Origin of the sequence: Streptomyces sp. NBC_00846 (assembly GCF_045207325.1) — a bacterium.
Taxonomy (GTDB): domain Bacteria; phylum Actinomycetota; class Actinomycetes; order Streptomycetales; family Streptomycetaceae; genus Streptomyces.
Window position 1 is genome coordinate 5988323 of record NZ_CP108846.1, and the last position, 25225, is coordinate 6013547.

Genomic DNA, 25225 nt, shown 5'->3' on the forward strand with positions numbered 1-25225 from the left:
TCCGACGGCTCATGGAGCAGTCGGCGAAACAGGCGCAGCAACTCGACCACCTCGCGTCCGCCCCGGAGCCAAGTGGATCGCCATTCGCCGCGTTCGGCATGCCGGGGCTCGGCGGGCCGCCTGCCGCCGCTCCGCCGGAGCCCCGCCCGATCCTGGAACTCGACGGTGAGGAAAGGGAGGACGAACTCGACGGCTTGTCGGACTGGGTCGACGACTTCTTCCTCCCGGTCTACGGGTCGGAGGTCACCACCGCGGCGCCTTGGTGCCTGCAGTGGCAGGAGCACGACGATGTCGTGGCCTGGCTCCACGCCCTGTGGCTGGCGTACCAGCAGCACAAGGACCCCGAAGCCGGATTGAGCGGCCTGTTCGTGTGGCACCGGGACTTCCTCACCCACGCCGTTGCTGCGATCCGTGCACCGGGTGGGCCGCTGTCGGCCTGCATGACCTCTCCCGAGCGGCCCGCGCACCGTCTTCTGCCCGGCCCGCCGCCGTCCGTCCGTACGGAGACAGCGGCCACGGCGGAAGCCGCCGCGCCCACCGAGCCGGACGAGCCGACGTCATGACCGCGGGACAGGGGCAGCCCGCCTTCGGACTGAGCTTCGATCCCCGCGCGCTGACCGACCTCCTCCAGGCCCCCAGCGACATCCGCGACCTCACCCTCGCCTACCTGCAGGAAGTCGTGAACGCTCAGCGCTTCGGGCTACGCCTCGACGGTGACCTGGAGGGCTACCGCAAGCTGTTCGTGGACTCGCGCAAGGACTGGCGCGTCGTCTACGGGGTCCGCCCGGCACCCGCAGAGTCTGCGCACCACAAGGAGATCCACGTCGTCGCGGTCCGGCCGCGTGCGGACAACGACGTCTACGACGAGGTCGGCCGCCGCCTGGGGATGACCCGCCGGCCGCTGAGCGCCCGAACCCACGCAGCACGCTCCCGCTCCCCGCAGCTGGCCACCCGCGGTCCCGCGCCCCGGCCCGGCCCACCGCCCACCGCGCTGCCGGGTCTGCCCCGTCCCGCACACAACCCTGCGCACCATCACACCCGCTGAAAGCACGGAGTGTCGCCTATGCCCCCTGAGCCCACGCCGACACCAGCCCGGCGTGCGGTCTCCCCGCTCGACCACCGCCTCGAAGCCGTCACTGGCCACGACATCGACACTCTGTGGTCCTACCGAGACCGCGGTGTCCTCGACGAGCCACATGCCCACCTGGTCGACCAGCATCGCGAGTTGTCCAAGACCCAGACCGGCGTCACCTTCTACCTCCGACTCCTCAACCGCCTGTCCAGCGGCGAGTTCGACGTCGATGACGCCCTGTTCACGCGTATCGACCGCACCGTGGACCAGCTGGAGGAGGCCACCAACGCGCGGAACGCCGCTGCCCGGAAGGTGCTCGCCGCCCTGGAGCCCATCGAGGCCGCCGCGGCGGCCTCCGCGCCCGACGCGAAGCCGCTCTCGACGGACGACCAGGCGGCGCTGCTCGCTATCGCCGGCGGCGCCAAGCTCTACGAACACCTGCTGACCGGCCGGATGTCCGTCACAGCCGCCTCCGGCACCCGCATCCCTCACGCCAAGCTGCAGCGGCTAGAGGACGCCCGCCTAGTCGTCCGGGACACCGCCCACCCCGTGCACGCCGGCCAGCCGGTCGCCCTCACCGACGCCGGACGGGCCGCCCTGTTCGCCGCCCGACGAACGCCCACGACGCAGGCGCCGAAGGTCCCGGCTCGCCCCGGCGCATCGCCGTCCACCCCGGCGCAGCGGCGCTGAACTCCACAGAAAGGCCCTTGTTGTCTCCCACCGAACCGGCACCGGCTCGGAAGTCCATCCCCCAAGTTGACTTTGAGCTGGACGATTTCGAAGCCGACGAAGAGCGGTACCTCGACTTTTATCGCAAGGTCGCCGTCCACGAGGACATGCTCGTTCCCCTCGCCGAACACCACGACGGCGCGCACAGCTACTACGTCCTGTTCGACCGCACCGCCACCTGGGGGCACCCCGGTGCGCCGCAAGTGCTTGCCGTACATCTGCAACGGGACCACGAAGAGCGGACGTTCAGCTTCGAGCACGCCCTTCTGCCACTGCCCGCGATGGCACAGTCCTGGCTCATTCACCGCGGCTGCCCGCACGATGCCATCGGCCTCGACCCCGAGCTGGGGCCACCGCCGGCGGACGAGGCGACTCGTGCGCTGGAGCGACGCCTCGCGGGCGACGGCGACCACTACGCCATGGGCTACTCCTGCACCGCCGACGACCCGGACGAAATGGTCACCGTCGTCGCACTCCGCGCCCTGGACGAGCGGGCCCCCAGCCCGTTCCGCGTCGTGGTCGAGGAGGTCGACACCGACGCGTGGACGCACACCCTGCGCGAGGGCGGCTTCGACACGGTGGGCGAGGCCCTGCAGTGGTGCGATGACCGGCTCGGCGGCGAGGCCGGTCCTCTCCCGCCGGTCCGCCCGGCAGCCGCCGCCAGCCGCCCGGCCGGTGTGGCGAAGACCCCTGCTCCGCGCCCGCCCGGCCGTTCGCGCTGAGCGCCAAGGCCGACGCGGGCGGCGAAACATAGCCGACGATCGCCGGTTAGCCAAACCGGCGATTCTCCGGACTCTTATACAGCCGCCGGGACAACCCTGCGGCGCCACTCCACGCAATCCCTATGCCTTCACGGAGGTTTCTTCCGCATGCGCTCCACCCGAATTGCCATCTCCGCGGCGATGCTCGGCGCACTCGCGCTACCGATGCTGTCCGCCACCACCGCCAGCGCGGCCCCCGCCGCCGTATCCGCGACCCCCGCGAGCAGCTGCTCGTCCCTGCCGCCGCTGCCGTACGAGGTGCACACCAAGGCCGTCACCATCCGGTCCAAGGCCAGCTCGAAGTCCACCGCGCTCGGCGTGCTCTACAAGAGCCACAAGTTCAGCGTGTCCAAGAAGAGCGGCAACTGGCTCTACATCACGGACAAGTCGACCGGCGTCAAGGGCTGGGTGTCCGGCACGTACGTCTACCGCGACGTCCGTATGTGCCTGGACTGACAGGAATTCAGCAGATGCCAGTAATCGGCTGAGCTGCCGGATACGGCCGCCCCTCACATTCCCCCAGGCATCGGCCTTTCCAGAACAGGAGTTCCTTTGTCCGACGGCATATCCGATGACGCTGAGGATGTCGTGGGCGTGCTCACCGAACGGATCGAAGCGCGCTTCGCCATGGACATGGACCAGCTCAAGGCTGCGGTCGGCGCCGAGCCGACCGCGAATCCTGACGCCACCGACGTCGTCAAGTGGCACGGCCTCCTCGTCCAGGCTCAGTCCGTGCTCGACCGCGCCGAGGACAACCTGCTCGCAGCGCTGGAAGCCCAGCCCAGCGAGGTCGACGACCCGACGATGGGCCTCGCCCACCGCGTCAACGCGGCCGTCACGGCACGCGACGGCCGGGCCGTGGTCGTGCGGTGGCTACTCGACCCGGACGCTCCGGGCAAGAAGGACCTCGCCGCCGAACGGCTCGCCCGCCTCCGCCCCCGAACCGGGCCGGCGGTGCAGACCAGCGCTCCCCAACGACCCCCGGGCACACCCGCGTCGGCGTCGGCGTGGCGAGCGGGAAGGCCCGCCCGATGAGCCGGGTCAAGACCAGCACCATGGACGGCGACTTGCAGAAGGTCTTCGGGAACCCGGTCCCCGAGCTGTACGAGGCAGCTGCCGGCCACGATGCCTCGCCCGCCCTCGCCCGTGCCCTGGAACTGCGCTCCTTCCTGGCTCTGACCGAGGAGCAGGTCGCCCGCGTCCGCGACCGCGTGCACGCGGACATGGATCCGGACCGCGACATCGGCGAGCTGTCGGCAGACAAGCTCCGCGTCGACGCGCAGTGGCTGGAGGCGGCGCTCGACGCCCGCGACGGCTACCGCGCAGCCCTCGGCGAGCTGCTACGCACCATGCCCCCGCCCGACCAGCCGGCCCGACCCGTCCGCACGGCACAACTCAGGGCCACCGCAACCCTGCCCCCGTCCGCCGCCCCGGCACCCCAGCGTGCCGGGGCAGCCCGGGCCCCCCGACCGTGAAAGCCCCCGCTTGCCCCACCTCACGTCCACCGAGATAGCCGGACGGATCGAGGACCTGTACGGCGCGCCGCTCGCCGACCTCGAAGCCCACGCCCAGGACAAGCCGCCCGGCATGCTCTCCGCCCTGCTCGGCATGCACGACGACCTCGCCCTCGCCGAGCGCAGCATCGACTTCCACCGCGACCACCTCGCCCGGCTCATCCACCCCGAGCGGCAGATCGGCCGGCACGAGGTCTCCCATCTCCTCGACGGCTCCCGCCGGCTCGCCGATGCAGTCGCAGTCCGCGACGTCCAGGCCAAGTCGGTCGCCGCCGTTCTGCAGAGCCTGGCCCGCGTCCCGGCCCCAGCTCCGTCCCCGCCGACTCCCTCGCCGCCCGTTCCGGCTCCGCCCCTTCCAGCCCAGAGCACGGCACCTAGCCGCTGATCCGCAGGCGATTTCCCTTACTCACCCAGGAGTTCCTCCCTTGGCCATCACCGCTCTGCCTCCCGACACCGACGCCGACATCGCCCGGGTCACCGAGGCCCTCGCCATGATCACCCCACGCTGGAACGTGAGGATCCTGCTGGCACTCTCCGGCCCGCCGCTGCGTTACAGCGAGCTGGCGGCCAAGGTGTCCTGGCTGCAGAACGGCCAGCTCCACCCCAAGCTCAAAGCGCTGTGCGACGCCGGCCTCGTCGAGCGCACCGAACACACCGCACGGCATGTGACCTACGGCCACACCGAGCGTGGTGCCGCCCTGCTGCCGGTCCTGCCGATGATCGTCACCTGGGCCGAGGAGCACCTGGAGACCGCGGACCGCCCGCTGCCCGCGATCGAGCAGATCGAGGACAGCCTCACCCTGCTCACCCGGCGGCACGCCGCCGCCCTCCTGTGGGTGCTCAAGTCCCGCCAGGAGGTCAGCGGGCGGGCCCTGGCCCGGATCGTGATGCCCAGCAGCGACTGGACCAACATCTACCCGCCGCTGCGGCAGCTCGTCGCTGACGGCCTAGTCGACACCGAGGGCATGGGCCGGCCTTACCGGCTGTCCGCGGCGGGCGACGGCCTGAGCCCCGTTCTAGGCGCCCTGTCCGCATGGTCCGCTGGACAGCCCCTCAACCAGGCAGCCCAGCACCCGGTCTGGGGGCACCCGCAGGCGAGGCCCGCGCCGAGGCCGTGGGTCAGCAGCCAGTCCCGGCCGGCCCCCGCCGCCCTCCCGCGGGCCCGGACGGGTGAGTCCTCTCCGGCGTGGCACAACCGCGATCTCTTCTCCCACGCCACGACCGCCCGCCTGAAGGCGGCCATCCCGGCGGGAGGTCCGCGCCGATGACCACCCTCTTCCCCCCTGCCGAAGTACGCCACGCTGTCGAGCTGCTGGCCTCGCGCTCCTTGATCCGCTTGGTCACCGAGATCGACGACAACGGGGCGATACCGCCGCGGCGGCTGGCCGGTACCCTCCCCGACCTCTCCTTGCACCAGCTGCGCCGCGCTGCCGAAGCGGCCCGCGGCCACGGTCTCGTCCGGACCGCACCCGGCTCGGGTCTGGAACTCACCGATTCGGGAGCGGGGTTGGCCGACCTGTACGACGCGGCTGCGCGCTGGGCCCGACGCCACGCTTACCCGGCACCGGTCTGCGAGTTCAGCAGTCGAATCCGCCACGTCCTCGACCTCCTTGCGCCCTCGCTTATGACTGAGCGCGCCAACGGGCTCTCGCGGCCGTCCGCCGCGCGCCTGCCCAGCGACGAGGCCGAGGCGGACCTTGCCCGTCCCCGCGCTCTCCTGATCCAGTGGCTGGCCGGCAACCCCCAAGTCACCCGGGTGTCCGAGCCCGAGCCGGTCGCGTGAGCGCAGCGGTCACACCCCGGCATGCACGCCACACCGCCGGGCTGATGCGCAGCATCTACCTGCCGCGCACGGCGGACGCCCTCGCGTTCGCGATGTCCACCTACGGAATCCCGCTGCTGGTCCTGGCGACCACGCGCTCCGCCGCGCTGACGGGAGCCGCGTTCGCCCTGGAGTGGATTCCGCGTCTGGCGGCGTTCGGGTGGGCCGGATCGATCGTCGACCGGCGCGGGGCGGCCGTCGTCTTCCACCTCGCCTCCCTGGGACGCGCGCTGGCCCTTGCCGCAGGCGCGGTCCTGCTCCACCTCCACCCGTCCGGCACCGTGGCGAGCGCCACCGTGATGGTGCTCGCGGCGACGACCGGCATGCTCACCGAGTTCAGTTACATCGCGGCCGAGACCGCGGGCACCGCCGCCAGCCGCCGAGCAGGTGCGCGGGCCCACCGCGTCCAAGCCGTCCTGCTCGGCATCGACCAGACCGCGACCCTGGCCGGCCCGGCCCTCGCCGGAGTGCTTTTGCTCGTCGGGCCGCCGCCGATGCTCGCGGTGATCACCGTGCTCTCGTTTCTTGCCGCGCTGCTCGCCCTGCGCACACCCCCCTCGCCCGTCGCCCCGGCCCGCGCGCCGAAGGGGCAGACCGGCGCCGGACTCCTCACCGGGTGGCGCATCATCCGCTCGCTTCCCGCGCTCGGCTGGCTCGTGACCGGGCTGACCCTGTCCAACCTGGCCACCGGGCTTCTCCAAGCGGCCGGTCCCGTGATCGTCGTCCAGCACTTCGGGCAGTCCACCACTGCCGTCGGCCTGGTCTGGTCCGCCGCCGCGGCGGCCACCCTCTTGGCCGTCACCATCTGCCGGTTCGCGCTCGACCGCCTGGGCCTGTGGCCGGTCGGCGCCGCCTGCGCCGCCCTCGCCTCGCTCGCCTGCCTCGCCGCCGCCCAGGCCCCCGACTACCTGTCCTACCTTGTCCTGGTCGCGGTCCTCATGGCGGCCGAAGGCGGCATGACGGTCGTCCTGCGCACCCTGCGCTCCCGCCTGATTCCCCCGGAGAAGTTCGGCAGCACCCTGTCGGCGACCATCCTCATCCTCCTGCTGCCCTTCCCCGTCGCCGGCGTGCTCACCGCGCTCACCCCGCCCGACGCGCTGAGCCACGTCATCACCGCGTGCGCCGCCCTGCAGGCACTCGGCCTGTTCTGCGCCTTCGCCCGCCTGCGCACCGATCCCACCCTGCACACCTGACCCTGCTGCGCCTACAGCCTGTGGAGAACCTCATGCCCACCGCCGTCCTCGGGACGAACCGCGCGAGCGGTCGCACCATCACCGAACAGTTCCACGCCTTCGACGCGCACAACCCGCACGTCTACCGCGCTCTGGAACGCATGGCCGCCCGCCGACTGGCCTCCGGCGCCACACGGGTCAGCTTGAAGGACCTCTTCGAAGACCTGCGCCGCCAACTCCCGTACGGCGTCGCCGGGCTGAACAACAACTACACCGCCCTGTACGTCCGCAAGTTGATCGACGAGCACCCCCACTGGGCCGGGGCGTTCGAGCTGCGCCGCCGTCGTGCCGCCTGAGACACCCCTTCTCTCTTCTCTCGTCCTGCCGTCCACCGATACGGAGAACCCCTTCTTGTCCGCTCGACCCTTCGTGCTCGTTATCTCTCCCGGCGATGAGACCTATCGCGGCTACTGCCTTGAGCAGGTGGCCGCTGCGTACGACGTCATCCTGCTCACCGGCATCGAGCCGTCGTGGGAGAAGCCGTTCATCGTCGACCACGCCGTCGTCGACCTGAGCGACCCCGCAGCGCTGCTCGCCGGCGGCCGGGCTCTGGCCAAGCGCCACACCCTTGCCGGTGTGGTCACCTGGGACGAGTGGAACCTCGTCCCCACCGCCCGCCTCGCCCGTGCGCTCGGTCTGTCCTCGACGTCCGTCGAGGTGATGCGGGCCTGCCGCAACAAGGCCACCGCCCGCGCCCTGTTCGCCCGCCACGGGGTGCCGTCGGCCGCCTCGATGAAGGCGCGGACCCTGCTGGAGGCCAGCCTTGCGACGATGACGCTGGGCTACCCCGCTGTCATCAAGCCCGCCGCGTTCGCCGGCAGCATCGGAGTGATCCGCGTCGACCGCCCCGAAGAACTGCCCGCCGCGTTCGCGTTCGCCTCGGCCGGCGCGAACCGCAGCCGCGAGGACACCTCCGTCCTGGTCGAGGAGTACCTCGACGGGTCGGAAGTCTCCGTCGAATGCGTCACCCACCGCGGCGCGACCACGGCGGTCGCCATTACCCGCAAGCATCTGGGGCCCGCACCGTACTTCGACGAGACCGGCCACACCGTCGATGCCACCGACCCGCTCCTGGCCCAGGTCGCCCCGGCAGCCGCTGCTGCGGTCAAGGCCCTGGGGATCACCGACGGCGTGCAGCATGTCGAACTGCGTCTCGTGGACGGCCAGCCCCGGCTGATCGAGGTCAACGCACGCATCGGCGGCGACATGATCGGCCATCTCGTCCGCCTCGCCACCGGCATCGACCTACCCAAGGCCGCCGCCGACCTCGCCTGCGGCCGAGCGCCGGACCTCACCCCGACCCTCAGCCGGGCCGCGGGAATCCGCATGCTCTACCCGGACGCCTCCGGCACCCTCACCGCACGGCACATCAACCAGCCGTTCGCCGCCCACACTCCGTGGCTGCGGCAGGTGCAGTGGATCCGCGAAGTCGGAGAGCAGCTCCTCCTGCCGCCCGACGGCGACCTGTTCACCGCCCGGGCCGGGTTCTACATCGTCACCGGCGGCAGCACGGCTGAGGTCTCCGAGCGGCTCGACACCGCTGCCGACGAGATCACCGTCGCCACGAGGGCGGACCGATGAGCCACCAGTCCGATCCGTGCCGCGACATCGACGGCGATGTCTACGTTTCCCCGCGCCATCTCGCGTCCACCACCGGGACCGGTGACCCCGCCCTCGCGCCGCTGCTCGACCTCGGCTGGGACCTCCGGTACGACGAGGTCTCCAACGTGTACGTGAGCGCTCCCGACCGGCGCGTGCGCCTGGGCTACCTGCCCGAAGGCGAGGACGACGGGCTCTGGCGCATCAACGCATACAACGACTCGTTCGGGCCACCGGCGTGGGGCGTCTGCTTCAACGACCGCGTCCCCACCGAATTTGTTCAGTCGTTCACCACCGTCCTCGCCACGGCGTACGAAAAGGGGCCGGACGCCTACCTCGCCCGGCCGGTCTCCGGGACCGACGCGCATGATCCCTTCCTCGCCGTCGTCCCGCTCCTGAAACAGGGCTGGGAGATCGACCGCCCGCGCTGGGGCGTCTTCGCCGTCCAGGCCCCCGACGGGCTCGCCGGCATGGAGTTCACCACCGGCGACCTCGATCCGGAGGCAGAGCTGACGACGCGCGACGCCCGCTGGCAGTTGTGGGCGGGCAAGTCCATCGAGCGGCCCGTCTGGTACGCCACGGCTAGCACCGACACCCCCGTTGCCCTGCTCACTGCCGTCACCGAGTGCGTCGCGGATCCGGCTCCGCTGCCCCGGTGGCGTCAGGAGACCTTCAGCTACATCAAGGGCATGGCTCAGCTCACTCCGATCCTTCCGCCCGGACCGCCGGCGCCCACACCCCTCGACGTGCAGCGGGCCGTCGCGTCCCGACGCCCGGCCGCGCTCCCCGCGGCCAGCGTCCCGCGCTGGAGCACCACCAGCCGACCAGCCCTGCCCGGCGGCCCACGCCGGTAGGACCAGCCCGACCCTTTCCGGAGACCCCTCTTGCCCCTGCAGGCCCCCGAGTTCTTCGCCGAGCTGTGCCTCCCCTTCCACGACCACGCCGTCGTGGGCAACACCTACTTCGCCGCCCCCCTTCCCGGCGTACCGCTGCGGCTGAGGATCGATTTCACCGGCACCATCCATGCGGACACCTACGGCGGGCTGCGTGTGACGGTCGTCCATCCGGACCGCGGCGAGATCGACGCGGTGGCGCTCAGCTTCGTGGACCACGGCACCTTCCACCGCCGCGACGAAGCCACCAACACCCGCCCGAACACCAAGCAGTACGGCACCTTCGACAAGTACCACCGCCCCGGCCGACCCCCGTGGGACGGGGCCGTCACCACCGGGCTGCGTGACGCCATCGAGCAGTACACGGCCGTCTGGTTCCCCGGTGCTTGGACCGCATCCACGCCCAGGCGCACGGCCGGCCGTACCCCGCGCAGCACTCCCGTCCCGCCGGCCGCCCCCGCCGGGGCCCGCACCCGCTGAGTCCTCGTACCGATCCTCGCGCAGCTCAGTTCCGCGCAGCCTTCCCGGCCGGAGCCTCTCCTTGTGTTGCCCCAACCGCTCACCGACCCCTTCAAGGACCTCGACCCTGCCCAGACCGTGACGGTTCTCCCGGGTCACCTTGCCGGTCTCGGCCATATCGGTGGCGCACGCTGCCCAGGCCCTCCGGAGGGAGGAAGGTCTGCCTGATCTCCACCGAGCCCCTGCAGCGGGCCGTCAAAGAGGTCCCTTTCCACACTCGCCGTCACCTCTTCGTCGCCGCACCAGCTGCGGCCAAGCAGCCGCCCAGCTATCCGACGCCCGCTCTGCCGCCCCCGACGCACGCCGTTGGCCGCACTCGCTGACCTTCCCCTACTGACCAAGGAGTCCTCTTCCTCGTGCACGCACGTCTCGTCCGATCCGCCGCCGCCGTCGCTGTCGCGGTGACCGCCACCCTCACCTTGGCGCTGGCCGCGAGCGCCCAGCCCTCCGAACCAACCCCCTCGGCCTCTGCCGCCCCCGCCGAGACACCGGCCCCGGACGCGGGCAGCGTCGAGATCACCGCGAAGGACACGGCCGGGGACGTCCTCCCCGGCGCCACGTTCCTGCTGCTCGACTCCACCGGCCAGGAAGCCGGACGCGGGAAGACCGACGCACGGGGGAAGCTGACCTTCCCCGACCTTGCGCCGGGCGTCTACCGGCTCAAGGAGACGGCTTCCGGTAGCCCGCTCCACGAGGTCGTCGCCGACCAGGACGTCATCGTCACCCCAGGCGCGACCACACGGCTGTCGATCACCGACCCGTTCAAGGCCGCCAAGGTCCTCCTGCAGGCCAAGGACGACAAGTCCGGCAAGCTCCTGCCCGGCGCGACCGTGAACATCGGAACCGGCGACTCGACGCTGCTCACTCTGACCACCGGCTCCAAGGGCACCGCCTCTGGAGAGCTGCCGGTGTCGAGCCGGAAGACCCAGTTCTGGGTCAAGGAGATCAAGGCTCCCGCCGGCTACGACCTCTACAAGCCGTCCAAGACGTTCAGCGCGGGCCCCGGCGCCCCGGTGACCGTGACCGTCACCAACGCCAAGACCGCGACCGCCCCGCCGCCCACGCAGAAACCGACCGATAAGCCCACCGTCAAGCCGGCCGATAAGCCCACCGTCAAGCCGAGCGACAAGCCCTCTCCGAGCAAGCCCGGTAAGGACGAGGACGTCTCGGTGCCATCCGCCTCGGGTACCCCGACCGCCGAGAAGACCGCGTCGAGCACCGCGGCGCCCGCCCCTGCGGGCTCGCTCGCGCACACAGGCGCCGACGCCACCCCGTGGCTGATCGGCAGTGCCGGAGTTCTGATCGCTGCTGGCGGAGGCGCCCTCATTGCGGCTCGCCGCCGACGCACGGACAACTCCACCGACGACGGCTCCAGCGAGAGCTGACCCGACTCACGGCATGACTCAGAGCCCCCGAAATCATTCGATTCCGGGGGCTCTGTCGTGGATGCGTGTCCGATGCGAGCGGAGGCGGTGTGCGATGTGGTCGATTCACCCGCCGCCCATGCGTGGCTCTTGCGCATCACCGAACCGTGAAGGGTCGTACGCGCGTTCACCGTCAGGGGTGGACTTGCCGCCTCTTTTATGTCGGGCAAGACCGAACGCCAGCGCGAGCGTGCAGAGGTGCGGCAAGCTGCCGCGGGAAATCAGAGTTCTCGCACCAGAGGAGCCACCCATGGCCGAGTCGATCGTCGTCCCCGACCTATGGACCGGGCACTGCCAGTGTGGCGACCACGCGTACGAGGCGTCCGGTATTCCGAACGACCCCCACTTGTGCTCGTGCGAGCACTGCACGCGACTGTCCGGTGCGCCGGCGATGGCGTGGGTCGGATTCCACAGGGACGCTCTGAAGTGGACGGGCCCGGCAGGTGAGCCGACGTACTTCTCCACCTGGCCGACGCTTCATCGAGGGTCCTGTCAGCGCTGCCGCACCCAGCTCACCTCCGTCGCGGACGGCTCGGACATGATCATGGTTGCGATCTTCAGTCTCTCCCGCAGCGCTGAACTGGCCCCGGTCGGACACAGCTACCGCGCGGAGGCGGCACCTTGGATGGCCATTACGCTCGCGCCCGACCCGCAGCGCCGGACATGACGGTCTGCGCTGAGCGCAATGCCCGGACAAGACGCCCACCGGGCGATAAGACTGATCGCATGGCTACAGAACCCCGCCCCTCCATCGTGTCCTCATGCATCGAGCTTCTCGAGCGTCTCGCCCAGTTCAGCGAGAAGGTGACGAGAACGCTGCGCGGGGTGACTAAGACGTACAAGGAAGCCGAAGCGGCACGCAGTCACCTACGCGACGCCCGCAAGTTGGCTACGCAGCTGCGCAGGGCCGTCGTTGCCTTCTTCAGGCCCGAGGGCGGAACTGCCGAAGCCTGCTAGACCACGGGCCGGCCGGGTAATGCTGCGCTGCCAAGCAGTCGCCATCGTCCGAGCCGGCCCCCTACCCGATGGTGTCGAGGACATCCTGGTCGGGGAGCACGTCCACGCTGGTGCGCCACGGCCGGTGCCCGTCCACACGGCAGACCACCCACAGATGCACCAGCTTGATCACCCACCGCTGGTTCCAACCATGGAACCCGCCGCCGTACCCGTGAGGGTCGCTCAGTCACGTCTCCATGGCCTGGCGCTCACCCCGGAAGCCGCCCGGGCCGGACTAGGCGCGTGAGGGAGGCAGATCGTAGCGGCTGACGGCCAGGTACGTTTCCGGCGTGGCCGCTTCGAGGAGACCCTCGTCGCCCTCCAGGTCGAGCTTCGGCTCCTGGGGACGGCGGAGCAGGTCGCTCCAGTCGCTCGTCGTTCCCCGCTCGTAGGCGTCGCGGAGTAGGGGGCGCAGCCGTGGGCGTGCTTCCTCCTGCTGCTCGCGGAAGATCCGTCGCTGGGTGAGCCGTTGTGCTTCCTGGGCTTCGTCGCTGAGTCCCTGGTCGAGGGCTGGCTGATCCTCGGCGCGCAGTCCCGGGGTGCGCTGGGCGATGGCCAGATCTTCTTCGTGGAGGCGGGCGCAGGCGGCGAACAGCTTTCTGGACATGCCGAGGTGGACCTCGGTTCCAGGGATGCGGCAGGTGAGAAAGTCGTCGAGCCCCCAGGAGCGCATCTGGGCGCGCAGGGTGTGTGACTCGATGTGGAGCGCCGCTCCGCGGGCGTCCGCCCGCATGGCGAGGGTGAGGTCGTCGTTTTCCAAGGGGGTGGTCAGCCCGGAACGCCGGTGGCGGGAAGCGCGGTCGGCCGGCACCGGCACCGTGCGCAACTGAGAGGCGGGAGCGGAGCGCAGAGCCAGGTAAGCGAGCATCTGGGCACGGGCCGCGCCGATGAGCGCGTCGTCGCTGTCCCCGAGGTGGTCTTCGAGGTTGCCGGGGCCGACCGCTGCGTCGTCAGCGCCGGATCCGGCCGGGGGAAGCGGCGGCTCGCCGGAGTGCAGGTCGTGGTCGATCGTGAGGAAGAGGTCGTCTCCGGGCCGCACGGACGCCCCGACCAGGACGATGCGGTGCTTGTAGGAGCCGAGGACCTTGCTGCCGGCCTCCAGTTGTGCCCACCCTTTACGGAGCGTGCCGACGCCGACACTGCCGCCCTTGGCCTCGATCAGCCAGTACATCTCTTCCGCCTCATGCCGTCCCCACAGGTCGGGCAGCGTCCTCTTCGGGTCCTTGAACGTCTTGCTCAGGGCGGGGATGGGGCCGCCGAGTTCGAGGTGGTGGGTCTGGCCGAGGCCCAGCAGGGAGCGGCAGGCCCACTCGGTCATCGTCATGCCCAGCCGGTAGGCGGCGGCGTTCTGTGCGGTGCGCTCGGTGCCGTGCTCATACACCGGATTCAGGGTCAGGCGCTGACCCCTTGCGCCCGGTACGGGGTGCCGGGGCGTGACGGGGTGGGCGCCAAGGTAGGCGTACAGCGGGGAGACCCGGGCGACGAGTTCCCCATGCGCGTACAGGGGCTGGTTCTGCAGGTGCGGGGTGACGTCGCGGCCGACCTCGGTGGCAGCCTTGATGATCTCCCGCCACGTGGTGGTCGGGGCGTACCAGCCGTCAGTTGCCGGGAACCCGTCCGACGCGCTCCACGCCTCATGCTTCGCCGTACGCCACTGCCTCTTGGGCTTGTTCGCGGGTCCGTTACGGAACAGGACCGGTACGTCGAAGCTGTCGGCGTACGTGAGCGGCGGCTCGTCGACGATGTGTGCGGGGATCATGAGGATCACTCTGGCACGGGTCTGGACCCTTCCGGACGCCGGGCAGCGGGCCGCCGATCTGCTTGACTCCCGTCTCCATGGCGCAGTCGCGGCCATGTCCGATGGCGACGGGTGTTGTCGGCCTGCCATCCGCCTCACCGCGTTGCGCCACTCACGGTCGGGCGGGCCAGAAAATCGACGAAGGCAGCCGGACGGAGGGCAGCTGTACCGCCTGGATCGGTCCGAGAGCGGCTGCTGCAGCGCGAAGGGCTTCGTCGTAGGAGCCGAAGCCAAGGACCTCAGCAGAACAGGCAGAACAGTCACCGGGGCGGCGGGCATGGCCGGCGCTGCGATCCCCGGAGCCTCGGACGTGCGCGAAGGCGTCGTCGGGAAAGTCGGCCCGAACGGCATGCCAGACCCCGACGCGTTCGTCGTCGGGTAGCCCAGCCGCTACCGCCGGCCGCATCGGCGGCAGCAGGCGTCCGTGGTCCTGGACGAGGAACACCCGGTCGGTGAAGTCGACGCTATCCCCTTCGGGGCGCTCCTGCTCCAGCCACACTCGGGCATCCTCTCGAGTGCCCGGCCCCCACAGGTAATCCGTCGGGAACCGTGTGGTCTCGTAGCGGGTGTCGAACTCCGCCCAGTGAGCGTCATCCCAGCGACTGCCCGGTACGAACGGGATGGCCCGCACCACGACGTGCTGGTACTCATCGCCCTCCTGACCTTCCATGGGATCGGGGACAGCGAGCGCGCCGGCGGGCTCCATCCGCGCCCGCCCGGAACCGTTCCAGCTCAGCACGACGATCTCCCGACGCAGAGGGGCCGGATACAGGCGCCCATTGGGAGTGGCCTGCCCCCACAACTGGTTGATCAGCTCCGCCAGATCCCGCACCGTTCGGGCCGCCCCGACAGGGGTGTCGACATGGTGGCCGGAGGGATGGGCAACGTAGTTACGCAGCTTGGCGAGCGCGTCCTCGACCGCGCGACTGCGCCGCCCGCGAAGCAGACCCGCCGCACGCGCCCACAGACGGAGCCCGTGCAGCATCCCGTTGAAGTCGATGGCGTGGGTGGCTACGACCAGCTTCGCGCGTTGTCGCGCCATCCTGTCCGCGCACTTCTTGACGTCGTCGTACGACGTGACGGTGTAGGAGACGTCCGGGGCCTGGGTGAGGCGGAAGGTGATGGTGCCGGCGCACCACTCCATGAAGCGGTCGCGCAACGCCTGCTCGTAGATGAGGAGCGCCTGGTCGCCGACCATGGTGTACACGTCGTAACACAGCACGCCATAGGCGAAGACGGTGCGCAGCCGCTCGAAGGAGTCGCGTGTTCCAGCCGTGACACTCTCCGCCAGGTCGCAGTCGGCGATCTGGCGCTGCTGGAACTCCGCAGCGTCCTCGGGCTTCATACGGCCGCCGAGCCCATAGGGGTTGAACGCCAGCGACAGATCGTCCGCGGCGCGCAATTCCTCAAGCGGCCGGATCTCCATGTACCTCTCCTCACGATAGGAAACGGGCCAGCATGCACCTACAGGCCCTCGGTCGGCCACCCGTTTCCCTCGGGGTGACTTCGCGAGTTCGACGCGAAGTGACTTGGAATAGCAGTTGTCCTTTGTCAGCGAAGCTAGTCGCTCGGATTGCGTTGACCTGCGTCGACTGCATTGGATGGCAAGCGATCACGTGGGGTCGTCGTGAGCGTCTTCTGCCCTGATCGGACTGGCGTTCGGTACGGTCCGACGGATTCTGCGGACTCCGTCATCCTGAAGACTGCGTCGGGCTGCGGTGGTGAAGGTGGCATGCGCCTCATCCACTGCGTCCCACAACTCTCGGCGGGTCAGACGCGGTGTCACATCCTCTGGAGGGTCAGCACGTCGTCCACGCAGGTCGCGTCCAAGACACTTGGTGATCTCCCCGATGGCGTCCAACGCCTCCACCCCTGCATTGGCGACGCTGATGGTGCCTTCCACTGCGACTCTGGACCACGTTCGGTGAAGCTCGCGTTCTTGGCGCCGGACTTCTTCGCGCACTTCTGCCAGTTCGTCGGCGTCCGCTGGCATGCGGGTCCCGAGCCAGTGATCGTGGAGATACTCCAGCAGCACGTCGATGCCGTTGACGAACTCGGCGTAGTGGCGGCTGCGCGGCTCACGTCGTTGTTCCAAACCCTGGGCTCTGATCTGGAGCCTGATCTGCTCGACTTGCGCTCCGAGTTGCGCCTTGTGGCTCTGCTTTGTCCAGTAGGCGCCGATGAGGGCTGGAATGCCCACGAGCACTCCGCCTGATATCGATCCGATCACCGCAGGCCATGCTGAGTTCATGCCGGAAGTCTGCCGGATCTTGTGACAGCCGATCAGCTGAATGGGGCGGCTCGCCCAGCACTCCAGCCGGCACGGCTACGCAGCACCCCCAGCGTGTTCACCTCACACGACTAGGTTCACTGGCAAGGAGGCCGAAACGACTGAGTTCGCTGTCAAACGCCTCGATTGGATGACAGAGGACAGCAGTTCGCCGGGGGCAGACAGGAAAGACCGCGGAAAGACTGGCCAACGCGGGCGAGAGCATGTCAACGTAGACGACCTTGCAAGAAACACCAGGTCAGAGAGGTGATTGCCTGTGACCGTAGCGCCCGTCGCCCCCGGTTTCTCCACCACCGTCGAAGCCCTACGGCTGCGCGAATGGCATCTTGGCCCCGGTCAGCCCACGCTCGTCCTGGACCAGTTCTCCGCAGAGGACTTCCACCTGATTGTGGACGACCGTGCGGACGTGCACGTTAGCTCGAAGGACGGCCGTTTCTACCTCGGCTGGTTCCCGCTCGGTCGCCCCGGCACCGACGGCGAGGGATGGAGGATTGCCGTCACCGGCACGGCCAAGGTGCCCGGCTACCACCTGTCGTTCGACACCGAGGCGCCGGCCGACATCGTCGCCGCTGCCGTGGCACGCGTGCTTGAGACCTCGCGTCGCGTATGACCGTGCAGAGCTCACCGGTGGCTCTCACTCGGAAGGCCGGCTCACTGCCGGCCGCCGGCCCGTTGCTTCGCTCCCCGTTTCCCCTCACCCCAGGAGGCTGTTCGTGACGTCCCCGGAGATGACCGTCGGCGATCTCATCGACCTGCTGTCCGCCTGCGACCGGAGTGCTCCGGTCCGCCAGGCCATGAACCCCTTCTACCCGATGGCACACCGCTTGGCGCAGGTCGTGCAGTCCGTGGACGAGACCGGCCAGACTGTCGTCTACCTCGCCGAAGGGCGGGACGAGGACGCACAACTAGGCCATCTGCCGCCCGAGGTCGCCGTCGCCCTGACCTGGCAGGGTCCCGTCCAAGCACCCCCACGCCGCCCCCGCCGCACTGCCGGCGGCAACTAGACCCGCACCGAGCCCTTGGAGGCGCCCCTGTACCCCGACTTCTCGCTCGACCCGTCCACTCCGCCCGGGGGCCAGCCCGCCTTCTGGGTAGGTCCCCGGCATCTGGCCGGTGACGACAGGCGCCTCTACGACGGTGTCGCCGACACCCTTTCCGGCCTGGGCTGGACGAGCCTGACGATCGTCCGCGGACGTCATGAGCCGGACGAGGCACCGCAGGACCGCCAGGTCCTGCGCAGCACCGTCCTGCACATCAGCCCCGACACTCTCCGCTGGGCGCAGTGGAACCTGGCGGACGAACCGTTCCACCTAGGAGACCTGCCGATCGCCTGGCAGATCTCCGCCCGATCAGACACGACCAGCCCGCTTGCGTCGTGGTCGTCCTACTTCACCACCGACGTCCCTGGCGAGGCTGTGGCTGACTTCCTCGTCGCACTCGACGCCCGCGACCAGCCCGCCGTGCCGCTCGCCGGCCCCGAGCTGGTCCTCGACGCCGTCGCCGCACACGGCTGGCTCCGCGACATCGACCAGCCCCACGCGGCGGCGACGGACCCGACGTTCACCTCGCACATCAGCCTCGGCGAGGTTCCGCCCCTCATCCAGGACGCTGACCTGCGCGCCCTGACGACCGAGGCCGACGAGGCGGGGTCGGCCGGATGGCAGGCATGGGCCGAGCCCGCGCTCGGCGCACCCTGTCTGTGGGCGGCCTCCTTCGGGGCCAGCGTCCCGCACGACCTCGTGGCCGCCTTCGCCGCCTCCCTCAGCTCGACCGCACCGGTCCTGCGCCGGGTGGTGCCCGAGGCGACTCGGGAGCGACTGCTGCGCGCGCCGGCCTAGCGGTCGACGGCACCCATCAACCCGACAGAGCCCGGTCCTCCCGAATGGAGTCCGGGCTTCTGACATTTCCCTCCGTGTCTCGGGCTGGCCATGAACTCGGAGGGGCAACTCCGGTGACGAGCACAAGGTGCCGGCCCTGCCCGGCATCGTTGACCCCCTTCTGCCCCAAGGCAGGGGAGGGGGTGAAGTGGGGTCGGCCCGATGTAGCGGTGGGAATTCGGCACGTGGCGTGCCAGCGCAAGCGGGGCAAGGTGGCCACGCTTTGGCGTAGCGGTGCCGCTCAGCATGTGGTAATCGGTGGCCCATTGACGTGGGGCAAGGTGGCCACGTTATGGCGTAGTGGTGCCACGTTCCTGTGAGGCTGAATAGCCGTATGCCCCGAACCAAAGAGAAGCAGCAACCAGCCCTTGAACTCCGTTGCGGTGGAGTGCACGTCATCGTTCAACGCGTCTCGCCCTGGCTGGTGGCGGCTGTCGTCACAGCCTTCGTTACGACGATGGGGAGTTGGCTTCGTTCGCGTTCAGCAGCAGCGTTTGTCGATGAGTTTCAACAGCAGTTGGCGATCAACGCGCTCGCAGATGTTCACGGGAAATGACGGTGCTGCCGTCAGTGAGAGCGTTCGCGTCGATCACGGGGATGGCCGGCACCTCCGGGGAAGCAGGCACGGTAATCTCGAGCCATGCCCGAGATATCGGTGGCGCACTTCTACGACGAACTGGCCGACGACTACCACCTGATCTATTCAGACTGGGACGCGAGCGTCCGTCGGCAGGGGGGCGCCCTGGACGCCCTGATCGGCCAAGATCGTGCGGCGGTCCTCGACTGTTCCTGCGGCATCGGCACGCAGGCCATCGGCCTGGCGCTGCGCGGGCACCGCGTCACCGGGACCGACCTCAGCCCCCGCGCCGCCGCCCGCGCTGCCCGTGAGGCCGCCCGCCGGAGCCTGAGCCTGCGCACGGCCGTCGCCGACATGCGACGCCTCCCGATTCCTGACGGCCGGTTCGACACCGTCGTCTGCGCCGACAACTCGCTGCCTCACCTGCTGACTGAGCAGGATGTGCACGCCGCCCTGGCCGAGATGCGCCGCGTGCTGCGTCCCGCCGGCCTGCTACTGGTCAGCACACGTCCCTACGACGACCTGCTGCGCGACCGCCCGGCTTCGACGCCTCCACAAGTCCACCGGACCGCCGACGGCGCCGACGGTGAAGAACGAACCGTCACTTTCCAGCTCTGGCACTGGCACGACGACGGCGAGCACTACGACCTGGAGCACTTCCAACTCCTTCCGGCAGGCGGAGAATGGCGCGTCCAGGTCCGCCGGACCACCTACTGGGCACTCGGCCAGGACCGGCTGGCCGGCCTCGCGGCCGAGGCCGGGTTTGTCGACCCCGAGTGGCGGATGCCGCAGGAGACTGGCTTCTTCCAGCCGCTGCTCGTGGCCCGCGCCGGTGGGTAGGTGATGGTTCCACCATCCGCCACGTCACGCCGTGCTTGCGCTCCAGTTCCCGCATCGACATGCCGCCGCGATGGTCACGCCAGATCGCCGCGTACAGCTCGACTTTCGACATCTGCGGCATGACCAGCACCTTTCACCAAGAGCATCCCGATGCTGCCCTGGCAAGAGCCCTCGTGCCTCCCAAACTCATCAACATCACCCGACCGTGGTTCGGGGCGCCTCCCAAACCCATCGACAAGTGACGTCACTACTGCTCGATAAAGCCAGGGAGTGGACTCGCAGCATGGTTCACATCGCATTAGGAACCGGCCGGACCGCAAAGCGAGGCGAGCCGCACAGCACTGCTGCCGCCGACCATCTCTTGGTCGGCGGCAGCAGTGCGTCGGGGGCCGGTCAGCTGGCTGACGTGGCCTTGGTGAGGGCCTTATCGAGGTGGCGATCGACAAGGGCCGGGGAGCCGGAGACGATCAGCAGCAGACTGCCATCGCGGATCGCGGTCTGCTTGACCACGGTGCTCCGTCCTCCGGTGGAGAACGTCAGGAGCTGGCTCCACTGCTCGTCACCGAGGCCGTGGGGCGCGGGCAGCTTCTGAGAGGCCATGTCGATCGGGGTGCCGCCCGCGACGACCTGATAGGTCGGGCACCCCGTCATGGCGTCGAAGATCCGGTCGATGCCGCCGGACAGCTTCTCCGCCCTGTCGCTGTACAGCTCTTCGTCGACCTCGGAGCTGCTGCCGCTGCCGCCGTAGGTGAAGGCGGCCTTCGCCTTGCTCGGGAAGGCGAGCGTGGCGCCGGTCGCCGCGTCGCCGCCCAGCTCGCTCAGGGCAGGGCAGCCGATGACGGTGACGTCGTCGTGCTGAGCGGGGCGTTCCTCCTTGCGCAGGTAGCCGCTGCCGAGGTCGCTCTGGTCGAGCAGGCGCGCCTCCAGCGCGGCCGACGAGAGCACGGCAGCCTTCTGGGCTGAGTCGGCCGGCTTCCCGGTTCGGGCGGAGGGGGCGGTATCAGGCTTGGTGTTGGTGGTGCCGGCGGAGCAGGCGGGCACGGCGAGGAAAGCGGCAGCGATGCCGAGGGCGGTGGTGGCGACGCGAACGCGCATGACGGAACTGACCCCTTGGAGCTAGGCGACGGGTGGTCAGTGCGGGCCCGCGGGCCCGGTGGGTCGTAGGAGTGGGGGTCAGTGCCCGAGGTGGCGCAGGCAGTCCTCGAAAGTGGCGTGCGTCGCGTCCGCCGGCCCGAAGTTCCGGTTGAACCAGGCGGTGTCGAGCCTGGTCTCCTGCTGCTGGTGGCCGACCCGGCACCGCAACCAGATCTGGTCGCGGGTGGAGAGGACGAGCCAGTCCCGGTACGCGCCGCATTCGGAGCAGGCGACCATCTCACCGTCGAGGACGAGCGGCTGCTGCCATGGCATCATCCTGCCGTCGAGCTGATCGTGGCTGGGCACCCGCAGCTCCGGCGGAAGGAAGTCGTCCACCACGGTGGTCGGCTCGGTGTGCCCCGCCTCAGCCGGCGGCACGCCGAACCCGGGTGGGATCTGGTTCTGCAGCCGCGCCGACAGCTCGGCGAACTGGCGGTGCGCCTCGCTGGGCTCCTTGGCCCGGCGGCGTATTCGGTGAAACACCCTGACGTCCTCCATTGCCTCGTTCTGCTCGCTTCATGATCGTGCCCCACGCTCCCGGGGGTTTCAATTCACAAAGTCCACAGTCACCTTCGGGCAGGTCATAAGGCGTTTCCTCGCCTCCTGGGGCCGGGGATCAACTCTGGCAAGGCGCTTCCAGCGACGCGAGGACCGTCTACCGTGGCATGCCATGACTGTCCTCATCGTCGGCGGCAGCGGGTTCCTGGGCACCGAGTTGGTCCGCCAGGCATCCGCCGCTGGGCACCACACCGCCGCGACCTTCGCGACCAGGCCGGGCAGCAGTCCGGAGGCCACTTGGTACGACCTGGACCTGCGGGACGGCGACCGTGTCGACGAGGTCGTCGCCTCGCTCGCCCCCTGCCTGGTCATCAACGCGAGCAGCGGCAGCGCCGACTGGGCAGTCACGGCCGAAGGCCCCGTCCGCCTGGCGATGAAGGCGGCGGAGCATAACTGCCGCCTCGTTCACGTAAGCAGTGACGCCGTGTTCTCCGGCACCCGCGTCCACTACGACGAGTCCTGCCTCCCCGATCCCGTCACCCCGTACGGTGCAGCGAAGGCCGCGGCGGAGACCGGCATCCGGCTTCTGGCCCCGGACGCCGCCATCGCCCGTACCTCACTGATCATCGGCGGCAACCAGTCCGAGCATGTACGCCTTGTACACGACCTCGCGACCGGCTCCCGACCCGGATCTTTGTTCACCGATGACATCCGCTGTCCTGTGCATGTGAGTGACCTAGCCGCCGCCCTGCTGGAGCTGGCCTCCACCGATGCGCGCGGCGTCCACCACCTTGCAGGTCCCGACGCCGTGAGTCGTCACGGCCTTGGTGTTCTCATTGCCCAGCGCGACGGGCTCGACGCTTCCCGTCTGCCGGAGGGCCTTCGGGTAGCCAGCGCACTTCCCGGCGCACTCGACGTCCGGCTCGACAGCCGCGCAACCCAGGTCAAGCTGCGCACCAGATTGCGAGGCGTCCACGAGTTCCTCTGACATGCAGGCGCAGTCGCACCTGTGGCAGGGCTCATCGTGTATTGCCCGGCGCCTCTTCACCGAAACGGCGGCCAGCGGCGGTGGTGCGGGACGCCGCCGGGCGCGCGGTCGTCGGACTCTTTGCCGTGCTCTTCTCCGGCATCTCGGTAGCGTCGGCTGGCAGATCGGCCAGCCGTCGCAGGCGCCACACCAGGACGTCGCTGACCGAGTCCGCGGTGTCGAGTTCACGGCGCTCCACCGCGTGGGACAGGAGCGCCGCTGGGTCGTGGCCGGCGGCTTCGGCGTCCGTGATGGTGGCGGCCAGGGCGTACCAGCCAGGCTCGGCGAGGATCTGATCGGCCAGCCCCGGCAGTGCCTCGCGCAGCAGTACCGTCTGCCGCTGGAGCACCGGCCGGCTCAGACGCCGGCCTCGCTGGTAGAGCACGCCGAGGGGCTGGGCGGCGGCGGCTTGGTAGGCGGTGCGCAGGTGCTCGGCGGCCCGCGCGGCGGCTTCGGCCTGCTGGGCGTGGCCCTTCTTCGCGTGCCAGTGCGCGGCGGCGGTGATGAGGAAGAAAAGCATGTCGATCGCCATCGCGGTGGTGGCACCGTCCTCGCCCCGGCCGAGGGCGGGACCTCCGTGGACGAGTTCGCGGGCGGCCTGCCGCAGCGCGCGGTCGTGCCCGCGTGCGGCGCGGACGTGGGAGCGCGACGCCCGCTCGAAGGCCGCTGCCGCGTCCCGCAGTTCGCGGCGGGTGTGGGCGGCAGAGGTCGCCGCGAGCGCGTCCAGGACCTCGCCAGCTGCGGCGATGTGGGCGGCGGCGACCGCGTCGTCGCCCTGCTGGACAAATAGCACGGCCTGCCAGGCGGCCGATGCCGTCTTCCGGCGGGCACAGGCCGGAGCGCCCGGCCCCGTACGCATGGAATCATCCTGCCGGGGAGCCGGATCGTTCTGGGCGTCGCCGGACCAGCGCTCCCGGATCCGGGGCAGGGACAGGTCCGGGGCGAGGCGGGCGCCGGGGTAAAACACGGGCTCGCCGTCCTTATTACGGTCGTCGGGCAGCGCCACCTTGTAGCCGAGCAGATCGCCGGACGGGGCGGCACGTTTGCGGATCAGGAGGCCGGCGGCGGCCAGTCGGCCGAAGAACTCCTCCTCACTCTTGGCACCAGTCACCGCCCGGCGTACGGTCTCGCGCAGTTCCTCGCGGGCGGTGCGCTCGCGGCCCTGGCGCTGGGCCTTGTGGCGCTCCGCGCTGGTCGGGCGCTGGGCAGCTGTGCCGTCGCCCGTGTTGAGCTGCTTGAGTCCGTACTCGGCTTCGATCAGTCGGGCTTCCGTCTGGGAGCGCTTTGCATCGTTGTTCAGCCGAGGTTTGCGGCCGTCCTCGCGGACGAGCGTGGCGATGATGTGGATGTGATCGTCGGCGTGGCGTACGGCAGCCCATCGGCAACCCGAGTCATCGCTGGCCGGCGCGATGCCGGTGGCAGCGACCATGCGCCGGGCGATCTCGCCCCATTGCTCATCGGAAAGGACCGGATCGTCTGGCGCGGCACGAACCGAAAGATGCCATACGTGCTTGGCCGGTCGACGGGTTTCCGCCACCGCCTGGACGGGCTGGTCCAGGAGCTGCTGCAGCTGTCCATGCGTGGCCTGCGGATCGCGGCCGGGGTCGGGAGCGAAGCTGTCCCAGGCTGCCACGAGATGCGGGTCGACGTGCTCTTCGTGGGTGCCCGGACCGTACAGGTACTTGAGCAAGCCGATCGTGCGCGCGCCGCGCTTGTGGACGCGGGGGATCATCCGGCTCGCGTTTCGGTGGCGAGGTAGATCTGGGTGAAGGTGTCCACGCGCCGTGCGGCACGGTGTACGGACTCCAGCACGGCCGTGGCGTAGGGGACCTCGGCACCGGAGTTGGCGGCCTTGGCGACTTGATTGAGGTTGTTGCCGATTTGGTTGAGATGACGGCGCAGCGCGAACAGCTCGTCAATGACTTCGCGTTCGCCGGCGACTTCGGCAGCGGTTCGGGTGAGATCGCGTGCTGCTCGCAGGGCGGCGTGGGCAAGGAAACCGGAGGGAGTCATCGCGCAGGCTCGCGCGGCAGCGACCAGGTCTGCTTTCTCAGGGCCGTTGAAGCGGCTGGCGATGAGGTGCTCGCGCTTCTGGTCGGCGACTTTTCGTGCTCGGTTTCGAGTGGGTGGGTGTGACGGCGCACTGTGTGCGCAATGCGGGTTGTGGCAGGGGTGCGTCTCCTCCTCGGGATGCGAGCCGCCCTCGGTCGCATCCCGTCGGACCTGCGCCCCCCGGTGCTGGTCTGCTCCCGCCACCCCCGGGGCGGGAGGCCCGTTAGTAATACTCCCAACGGGAGTATTACTAACGGGATAACTTGCTCGCCCCGAGACCGAGTTGGAGTCGAGAGCAGGTTCCGGGGTGTTGCCGTTCTGGGGCGGGTTCGTCATCGGGATTCGGACCTCGTGGAGCGGATGTGGTGCTGGGTGGTGGCGGCCAGTTCGACGACGTCGGCCGGTCCCGTGAGGACGCAGACGGGCCCGTCGGGCTGGAACTGGACGAGCCACTGGCCGGTCGGGGTGGGGACTGCGGCGTGCAGGAGGCGTCGGCGGACCAGGACGTCCGCCCAGGCGCTGGCCTCGGCGGTTGTGGGCTCGGAGGAGCGAGGGGGACGCGGGATCACGG

General features: G+C 69.8%; 31 protein-coding genes. 23 read left to right on the forward strand and 8 right to left on the reverse strand.

The features are described 5' to 3' along the window. Positions 1-11 precede the first annotated feature (11 nt). The 18 genes from OG936_RS27545 (at position 12) to OG936_RS27630 (ending at position 12522) form a co-directional block, all read left to right on the forward strand. On the forward strand, positions 12-563 hold the full coding sequence (locus tag OG936_RS27545) for a DUF4913 domain-containing protein (protein WP_406500636.1): 552 nt from the start codon (positions 12-14) through the stop codon (positions 561-563). Continuing rightward, entirely contained in the window at positions 560-1045 is a 486-nt protein-coding gene (locus tag OG936_RS27550) for a hypothetical protein (RefSeq protein ID WP_406498232.1), read from the forward strand. The genes OG936_RS27545 and OG936_RS27550 overlap by 4 nt, the downstream gene beginning before the upstream one ends. An 18-nt stretch (positions 1046-1063) precedes the next feature. Beyond that, positions 1064-1762 (forward strand): hypothetical protein, encoded by a 699-nt coding sequence (locus OG936_RS27555; RefSeq protein WP_406498233.1) that lies wholly within the window; start codon positions 1064-1066, stop codon positions 1760-1762. Between the two features lie 17 nt (positions 1763-1779). After that, complete coding sequence (locus tag OG936_RS27560; RefSeq protein ID WP_406498235.1) at positions 1780-2523, forward strand: hypothetical protein; 744 nt, start codon at positions 1780-1782, stop codon at positions 2521-2523. Between the two features lie 147 nt (positions 2524-2670). Then, on the forward strand, positions 2671-3018 hold the full coding sequence (locus OG936_RS27565) for an SH3 domain-containing protein (RefSeq protein WP_406498237.1): 348 nt from the start codon (positions 2671-2673) through the stop codon (positions 3016-3018). A 96-nt stretch (positions 3019-3114) separates the two neighbouring features. Further along, positions 3115-3597 (forward strand): hypothetical protein, encoded by a 483-nt coding sequence (locus tag OG936_RS27570; protein WP_406498239.1) that lies wholly within the window; start codon positions 3115-3117, stop codon positions 3595-3597. Next, positions 3594-4037: a hypothetical protein gene (locus OG936_RS27575; protein ID WP_406498241.1), complete on the forward strand. Its 444-nt coding sequence runs from the start codon at positions 3594-3596 to the stop codon at positions 4035-4037. The genes OG936_RS27570 and OG936_RS27575 overlap by 4 nt, the downstream gene beginning before the upstream one ends. A gap of 10 nt (positions 4038-4047) precedes the next feature. Further along, positions 4048-4461, forward strand: coding sequence for a hypothetical protein (locus OG936_RS27580; RefSeq protein ID WP_406498242.1), 414 nt, complete (start codon positions 4048-4050; stop codon positions 4459-4461). A 40-nt stretch (positions 4462-4501) separates the two neighbouring features. Beyond that, on the forward strand, positions 4502-5344 hold the full coding sequence (locus OG936_RS27585) for a winged helix-turn-helix transcriptional regulator (RefSeq protein WP_406498244.1): 843 nt from the start codon (positions 4502-4504) through the stop codon (positions 5342-5344). Then, complete coding sequence (locus OG936_RS27590) at positions 5341-5859, forward strand: regulator (protein WP_406498246.1); 519 nt, start codon at positions 5341-5343, stop codon at positions 5857-5859. Before OG936_RS27585 ends, OG936_RS27590 begins: the two co-directional genes overlap by 4 nt. Beyond that, positions 5856-7091 carry an MFS transporter gene (locus tag OG936_RS27595; protein ID WP_406498248.1) on the forward strand — a complete coding sequence of 412 codons (1236 nt, stop codon included), beginning with the start codon at positions 5856-5858 and terminating at the stop codon, positions 7089-7091. Before OG936_RS27590 ends, OG936_RS27595 begins: the two co-directional genes overlap by 4 nt. Positions 7092-7123: 32 nt before the next feature. Next, a complete protein-coding gene (locus OG936_RS27600; RefSeq protein ID WP_406498250.1) occupies positions 7124-7426 on the forward strand; it encodes a hypothetical protein in 303 nt (100 codons plus the stop codon). A 55-nt stretch (positions 7427-7481) separates the two neighbouring features. Further along, positions 7482-8711, forward strand: coding sequence for an ATP-grasp domain-containing protein (locus OG936_RS27605; protein WP_406498252.1), 1230 nt, complete (start codon positions 7482-7484; stop codon positions 8709-8711). After that, entirely contained in the window at positions 8708-9583 is an 876-nt protein-coding gene (locus OG936_RS27610; protein ID WP_406498253.1) for a DUF317 domain-containing protein, read from the forward strand. The genes OG936_RS27605 and OG936_RS27610 overlap by 4 nt, the downstream gene beginning before the upstream one ends. A gap of 30 nt (positions 9584-9613) precedes the next feature. Continuing rightward, positions 9614-10102: a hypothetical protein gene (locus OG936_RS27615; RefSeq protein WP_406498255.1), complete on the forward strand. Its 489-nt coding sequence runs from the start codon at positions 9614-9616 to the stop codon at positions 10100-10102. 395 nt (positions 10103-10497) lie between these two features. Continuing rightward, entirely contained in the window at positions 10498-11526 is a 1029-nt protein-coding gene (locus OG936_RS27620) for a SpaA isopeptide-forming pilin-related protein (protein ID WP_406498257.1), read from the forward strand. A 289-nt stretch (positions 11527-11815) separates the two neighbouring features. Then, positions 11816-12232: a GFA family protein gene (locus tag OG936_RS27625; protein ID WP_406498259.1), complete on the forward strand. Its 417-nt coding sequence runs from the start codon at positions 11816-11818 to the stop codon at positions 12230-12232. A 59-nt stretch (positions 12233-12291) separates the two neighbouring features. Continuing rightward, positions 12292-12522, forward strand: coding sequence for a hypothetical protein (locus OG936_RS27630; protein WP_185298067.1), 231 nt, complete (start codon positions 12292-12294; stop codon positions 12520-12522). Between the two features lie 274 nt (positions 12523-12796). On the opposite strand, the gene OG936_RS27635 is transcribed toward OG936_RS27630, so the two are convergent. The 3 genes from OG936_RS27635 to OG936_RS27645 all read right to left on the reverse strand — a co-directional run bounded on the left by OG936_RS27635 (position 12797) and on the right by OG936_RS27645 (position 16610). After that, a complete protein-coding gene (locus tag OG936_RS27635) occupies positions 12797-14320 on the reverse strand; it encodes a gamma-glutamyltransferase (protein WP_406498261.1) in 1524 nt (507 codons plus the stop codon). 151 nt (positions 14321-14471) lie between these two features. Beyond that, on the reverse strand, positions 14472-15761 hold the full coding sequence (locus tag OG936_RS27640; protein ID WP_406498263.1) for a hypothetical protein: 1290 nt from the start codon (positions 15759-15761) through the stop codon (positions 14472-14474). A gap of 210 nt (positions 15762-15971) precedes the next feature. After that, a complete protein-coding gene (locus tag OG936_RS27645; RefSeq protein ID WP_406498265.1) occupies positions 15972-16610 on the reverse strand; it encodes a hypothetical protein in 639 nt (212 codons plus the stop codon). Between the two features lie 295 nt (positions 16611-16905). On the opposite strand from OG936_RS27645, the gene OG936_RS27650 reads away from it, so the two are divergent. The 4 genes from OG936_RS27650 (at position 16906) to OG936_RS27665 (ending at position 19943) form a co-directional block, all read left to right on the forward strand. Continuing rightward, positions 16906-17259: a DUF317 domain-containing protein gene (locus OG936_RS27650; protein WP_406498266.1), complete on the forward strand. Its 354-nt coding sequence runs from the start codon at positions 16906-16908 to the stop codon at positions 17257-17259. 103 nt (positions 17260-17362) lie between these two features. Further along, positions 17363-17653 carry a hypothetical protein gene (locus tag OG936_RS27655; RefSeq protein WP_406498268.1) on the forward strand — a complete coding sequence of 97 codons (291 nt, stop codon included), beginning with the start codon at positions 17363-17365 and terminating at the stop codon, positions 17651-17653. A 15-nt stretch (positions 17654-17668) separates the two neighbouring features. Beyond that, complete coding sequence (locus tag OG936_RS27660) at positions 17669-18487, forward strand: DUF317 domain-containing protein (RefSeq protein WP_406498269.1); 819 nt, start codon at positions 17669-17671, stop codon at positions 18485-18487. Between the two features lie 679 nt (positions 18488-19166). Further along, positions 19167-19943, forward strand: a complete 777-nt coding sequence (locus tag OG936_RS27665; RefSeq protein ID WP_406498271.1) for a class I SAM-dependent methyltransferase — start codon at positions 19167-19169, stop codon at positions 19941-19943. A 393-nt stretch (positions 19944-20336) separates the two neighbouring features. Here OG936_RS27665 and OG936_RS27670 read toward each other — a convergent pair whose 3' ends face one another. Both OG936_RS27670 and OG936_RS27675 read right to left on the reverse strand, forming a co-directional pair. Next, positions 20337-21038 carry a hypothetical protein gene (locus OG936_RS27670; RefSeq protein WP_406498273.1) on the reverse strand — a complete coding sequence of 234 codons (702 nt, stop codon included), beginning with the start codon at positions 21036-21038 and terminating at the stop codon, positions 20337-20339. A gap of 78 nt (positions 21039-21116) precedes the next feature. Then, positions 21117-21560, reverse strand: coding sequence for a hypothetical protein (locus tag OG936_RS27675; RefSeq protein WP_406498275.1), 444 nt, complete (start codon positions 21558-21560; stop codon positions 21117-21119). Positions 21561-21747: 187 nt separating this feature from the next. Here OG936_RS27675 and OG936_RS27680 point away from each other — a divergent pair, with 187 nt between their 5' ends. Then, positions 21748-22563: an SDR family oxidoreductase gene (locus OG936_RS27680; protein ID WP_406498277.1), complete on the forward strand. Its 816-nt coding sequence runs from the start codon at positions 21748-21750 to the stop codon at positions 22561-22563. A gap of 31 nt (positions 22564-22594) precedes the next feature. Here the strand turns inward: OG936_RS27680 and OG936_RS27685 are convergent, their stop codons facing one another. From OG936_RS27685 to OG936_RS27695, 3 genes are read right to left on the reverse strand one after another with little or no spacing between them, the layout of a single operon-like run. After that, on the reverse strand, positions 22595-24334 hold the full coding sequence (locus OG936_RS27685; RefSeq protein ID WP_406498279.1) for a relaxase/mobilization nuclease domain-containing protein: 1740 nt from the start codon (positions 24332-24334) through the stop codon (positions 22595-22597). Continuing rightward, a complete protein-coding gene (locus OG936_RS27690; protein WP_406498280.1) occupies positions 24331-24990 on the reverse strand; it encodes a plasmid mobilization protein in 660 nt (219 codons plus the stop codon). The genes OG936_RS27685 and OG936_RS27690 overlap by 4 nt, the downstream gene beginning before the upstream one ends. Next, a complete protein-coding gene (locus OG936_RS27695; RefSeq protein ID WP_406498282.1) occupies positions 24987-25223 on the reverse strand; it encodes a hypothetical protein in 237 nt (78 codons plus the stop codon). The genes OG936_RS27690 and OG936_RS27695 overlap by 4 nt, the downstream gene beginning before the upstream one ends. Between the last annotated feature and the right edge of the window lie 2 nt (positions 25224-25225).

Bases quoted from the DNA above. Each gene is read 5' to 3' on its own strand.
- OG936_RS27545 (WP_406500636.1), top strand. From the start codon at position 12: ATGGAGCAGTCGGCGAAACAGGCGCAGCAACTCGACCACCTCGCGTCC.
- OG936_RS27550 (WP_406498232.1), top strand. From the start codon at position 560: ATGACCGCGGGACAGGGGCAGCCCGCCTTCGGACTGAGCTTCGATCCC.
- OG936_RS27555 (WP_406498233.1), top strand. From the start codon at position 1,064: ATGCCCCCTGAGCCCACGCCGACACCAGCCCGGCGTGCGGTCTCCCCG.
- OG936_RS27565 (WP_406498237.1), top strand. From the start codon at position 2,671: ATGCGCTCCACCCGAATTGCCATCTCCGCGGCGATGCTCGGCGCACTC.
- OG936_RS27575 (WP_406498241.1), top strand. From the start codon at position 3,594: ATGAGCCGGGTCAAGACCAGCACCATGGACGGCGACTTGCAGAAGGTC.
- OG936_RS27590 (WP_406498246.1), top strand. From the start codon at position 5,341: ATGACCACCCTCTTCCCCCCTGCCGAAGTACGCCACGCTGTCGAGCTG.
- OG936_RS27600 (WP_406498250.1), top strand. From the start codon at position 7,124: ATGCCCACCGCCGTCCTCGGGACGAACCGCGCGAGCGGTCGCACCATC.
- OG936_RS27610 (WP_406498253.1), top strand. From the start codon at position 8,708: ATGAGCCACCAGTCCGATCCGTGCCGCGACATCGACGGCGATGTCTAC.
- OG936_RS27625 (WP_406498259.1), top strand. From the start codon at position 11,816: ATGGCCGAGTCGATCGTCGTCCCCGACCTATGGACCGGGCACTGCCAG.
- OG936_RS27630 (WP_185298067.1), top strand. From the start codon at position 12,292: ATGGCTACAGAACCCCGCCCCTCCATCGTGTCCTCATGCATCGAGCTT.
- OG936_RS27635 (WP_406498261.1), bottom strand. From the start codon at position 14,320: ATGATCCCCGCACACATCGTCGACGAGCCGCCGCTCACGTACGCCGAC.
- OG936_RS27645 (WP_406498265.1), bottom strand. From the start codon at position 16,610: ATGAACTCAGCATGGCCTGCGGTGATCGGATCGATATCAGGCGGAGTG.
- OG936_RS27665 (WP_406498271.1), top strand. From the start codon at position 19,167: ATGCCCGAGATATCGGTGGCGCACTTCTACGACGAACTGGCCGACGAC.
- OG936_RS27670 (WP_406498273.1), bottom strand. From the start codon at position 21,038: ATGCGCGTTCGCGTCGCCACCACCGCCCTCGGCATCGCTGCCGCTTTC.
- OG936_RS27680 (WP_406498277.1), top strand. From the start codon at position 21,748: ATGACTGTCCTCATCGTCGGCGGCAGCGGGTTCCTGGGCACCGAGTTG.
- OG936_RS27685 (WP_406498279.1), bottom strand. From the start codon at position 24,334: ATGATCCCCCGCGTCCACAAGCGCGGCGCGCGCACGATCGGCTTGCTC.
- OG936_RS27690 (WP_406498280.1), bottom strand. From the start codon at position 24,990: ATGACGAACCCGCCCCAGAACGGCAACACCCCGGAACCTGCTCTCGAC.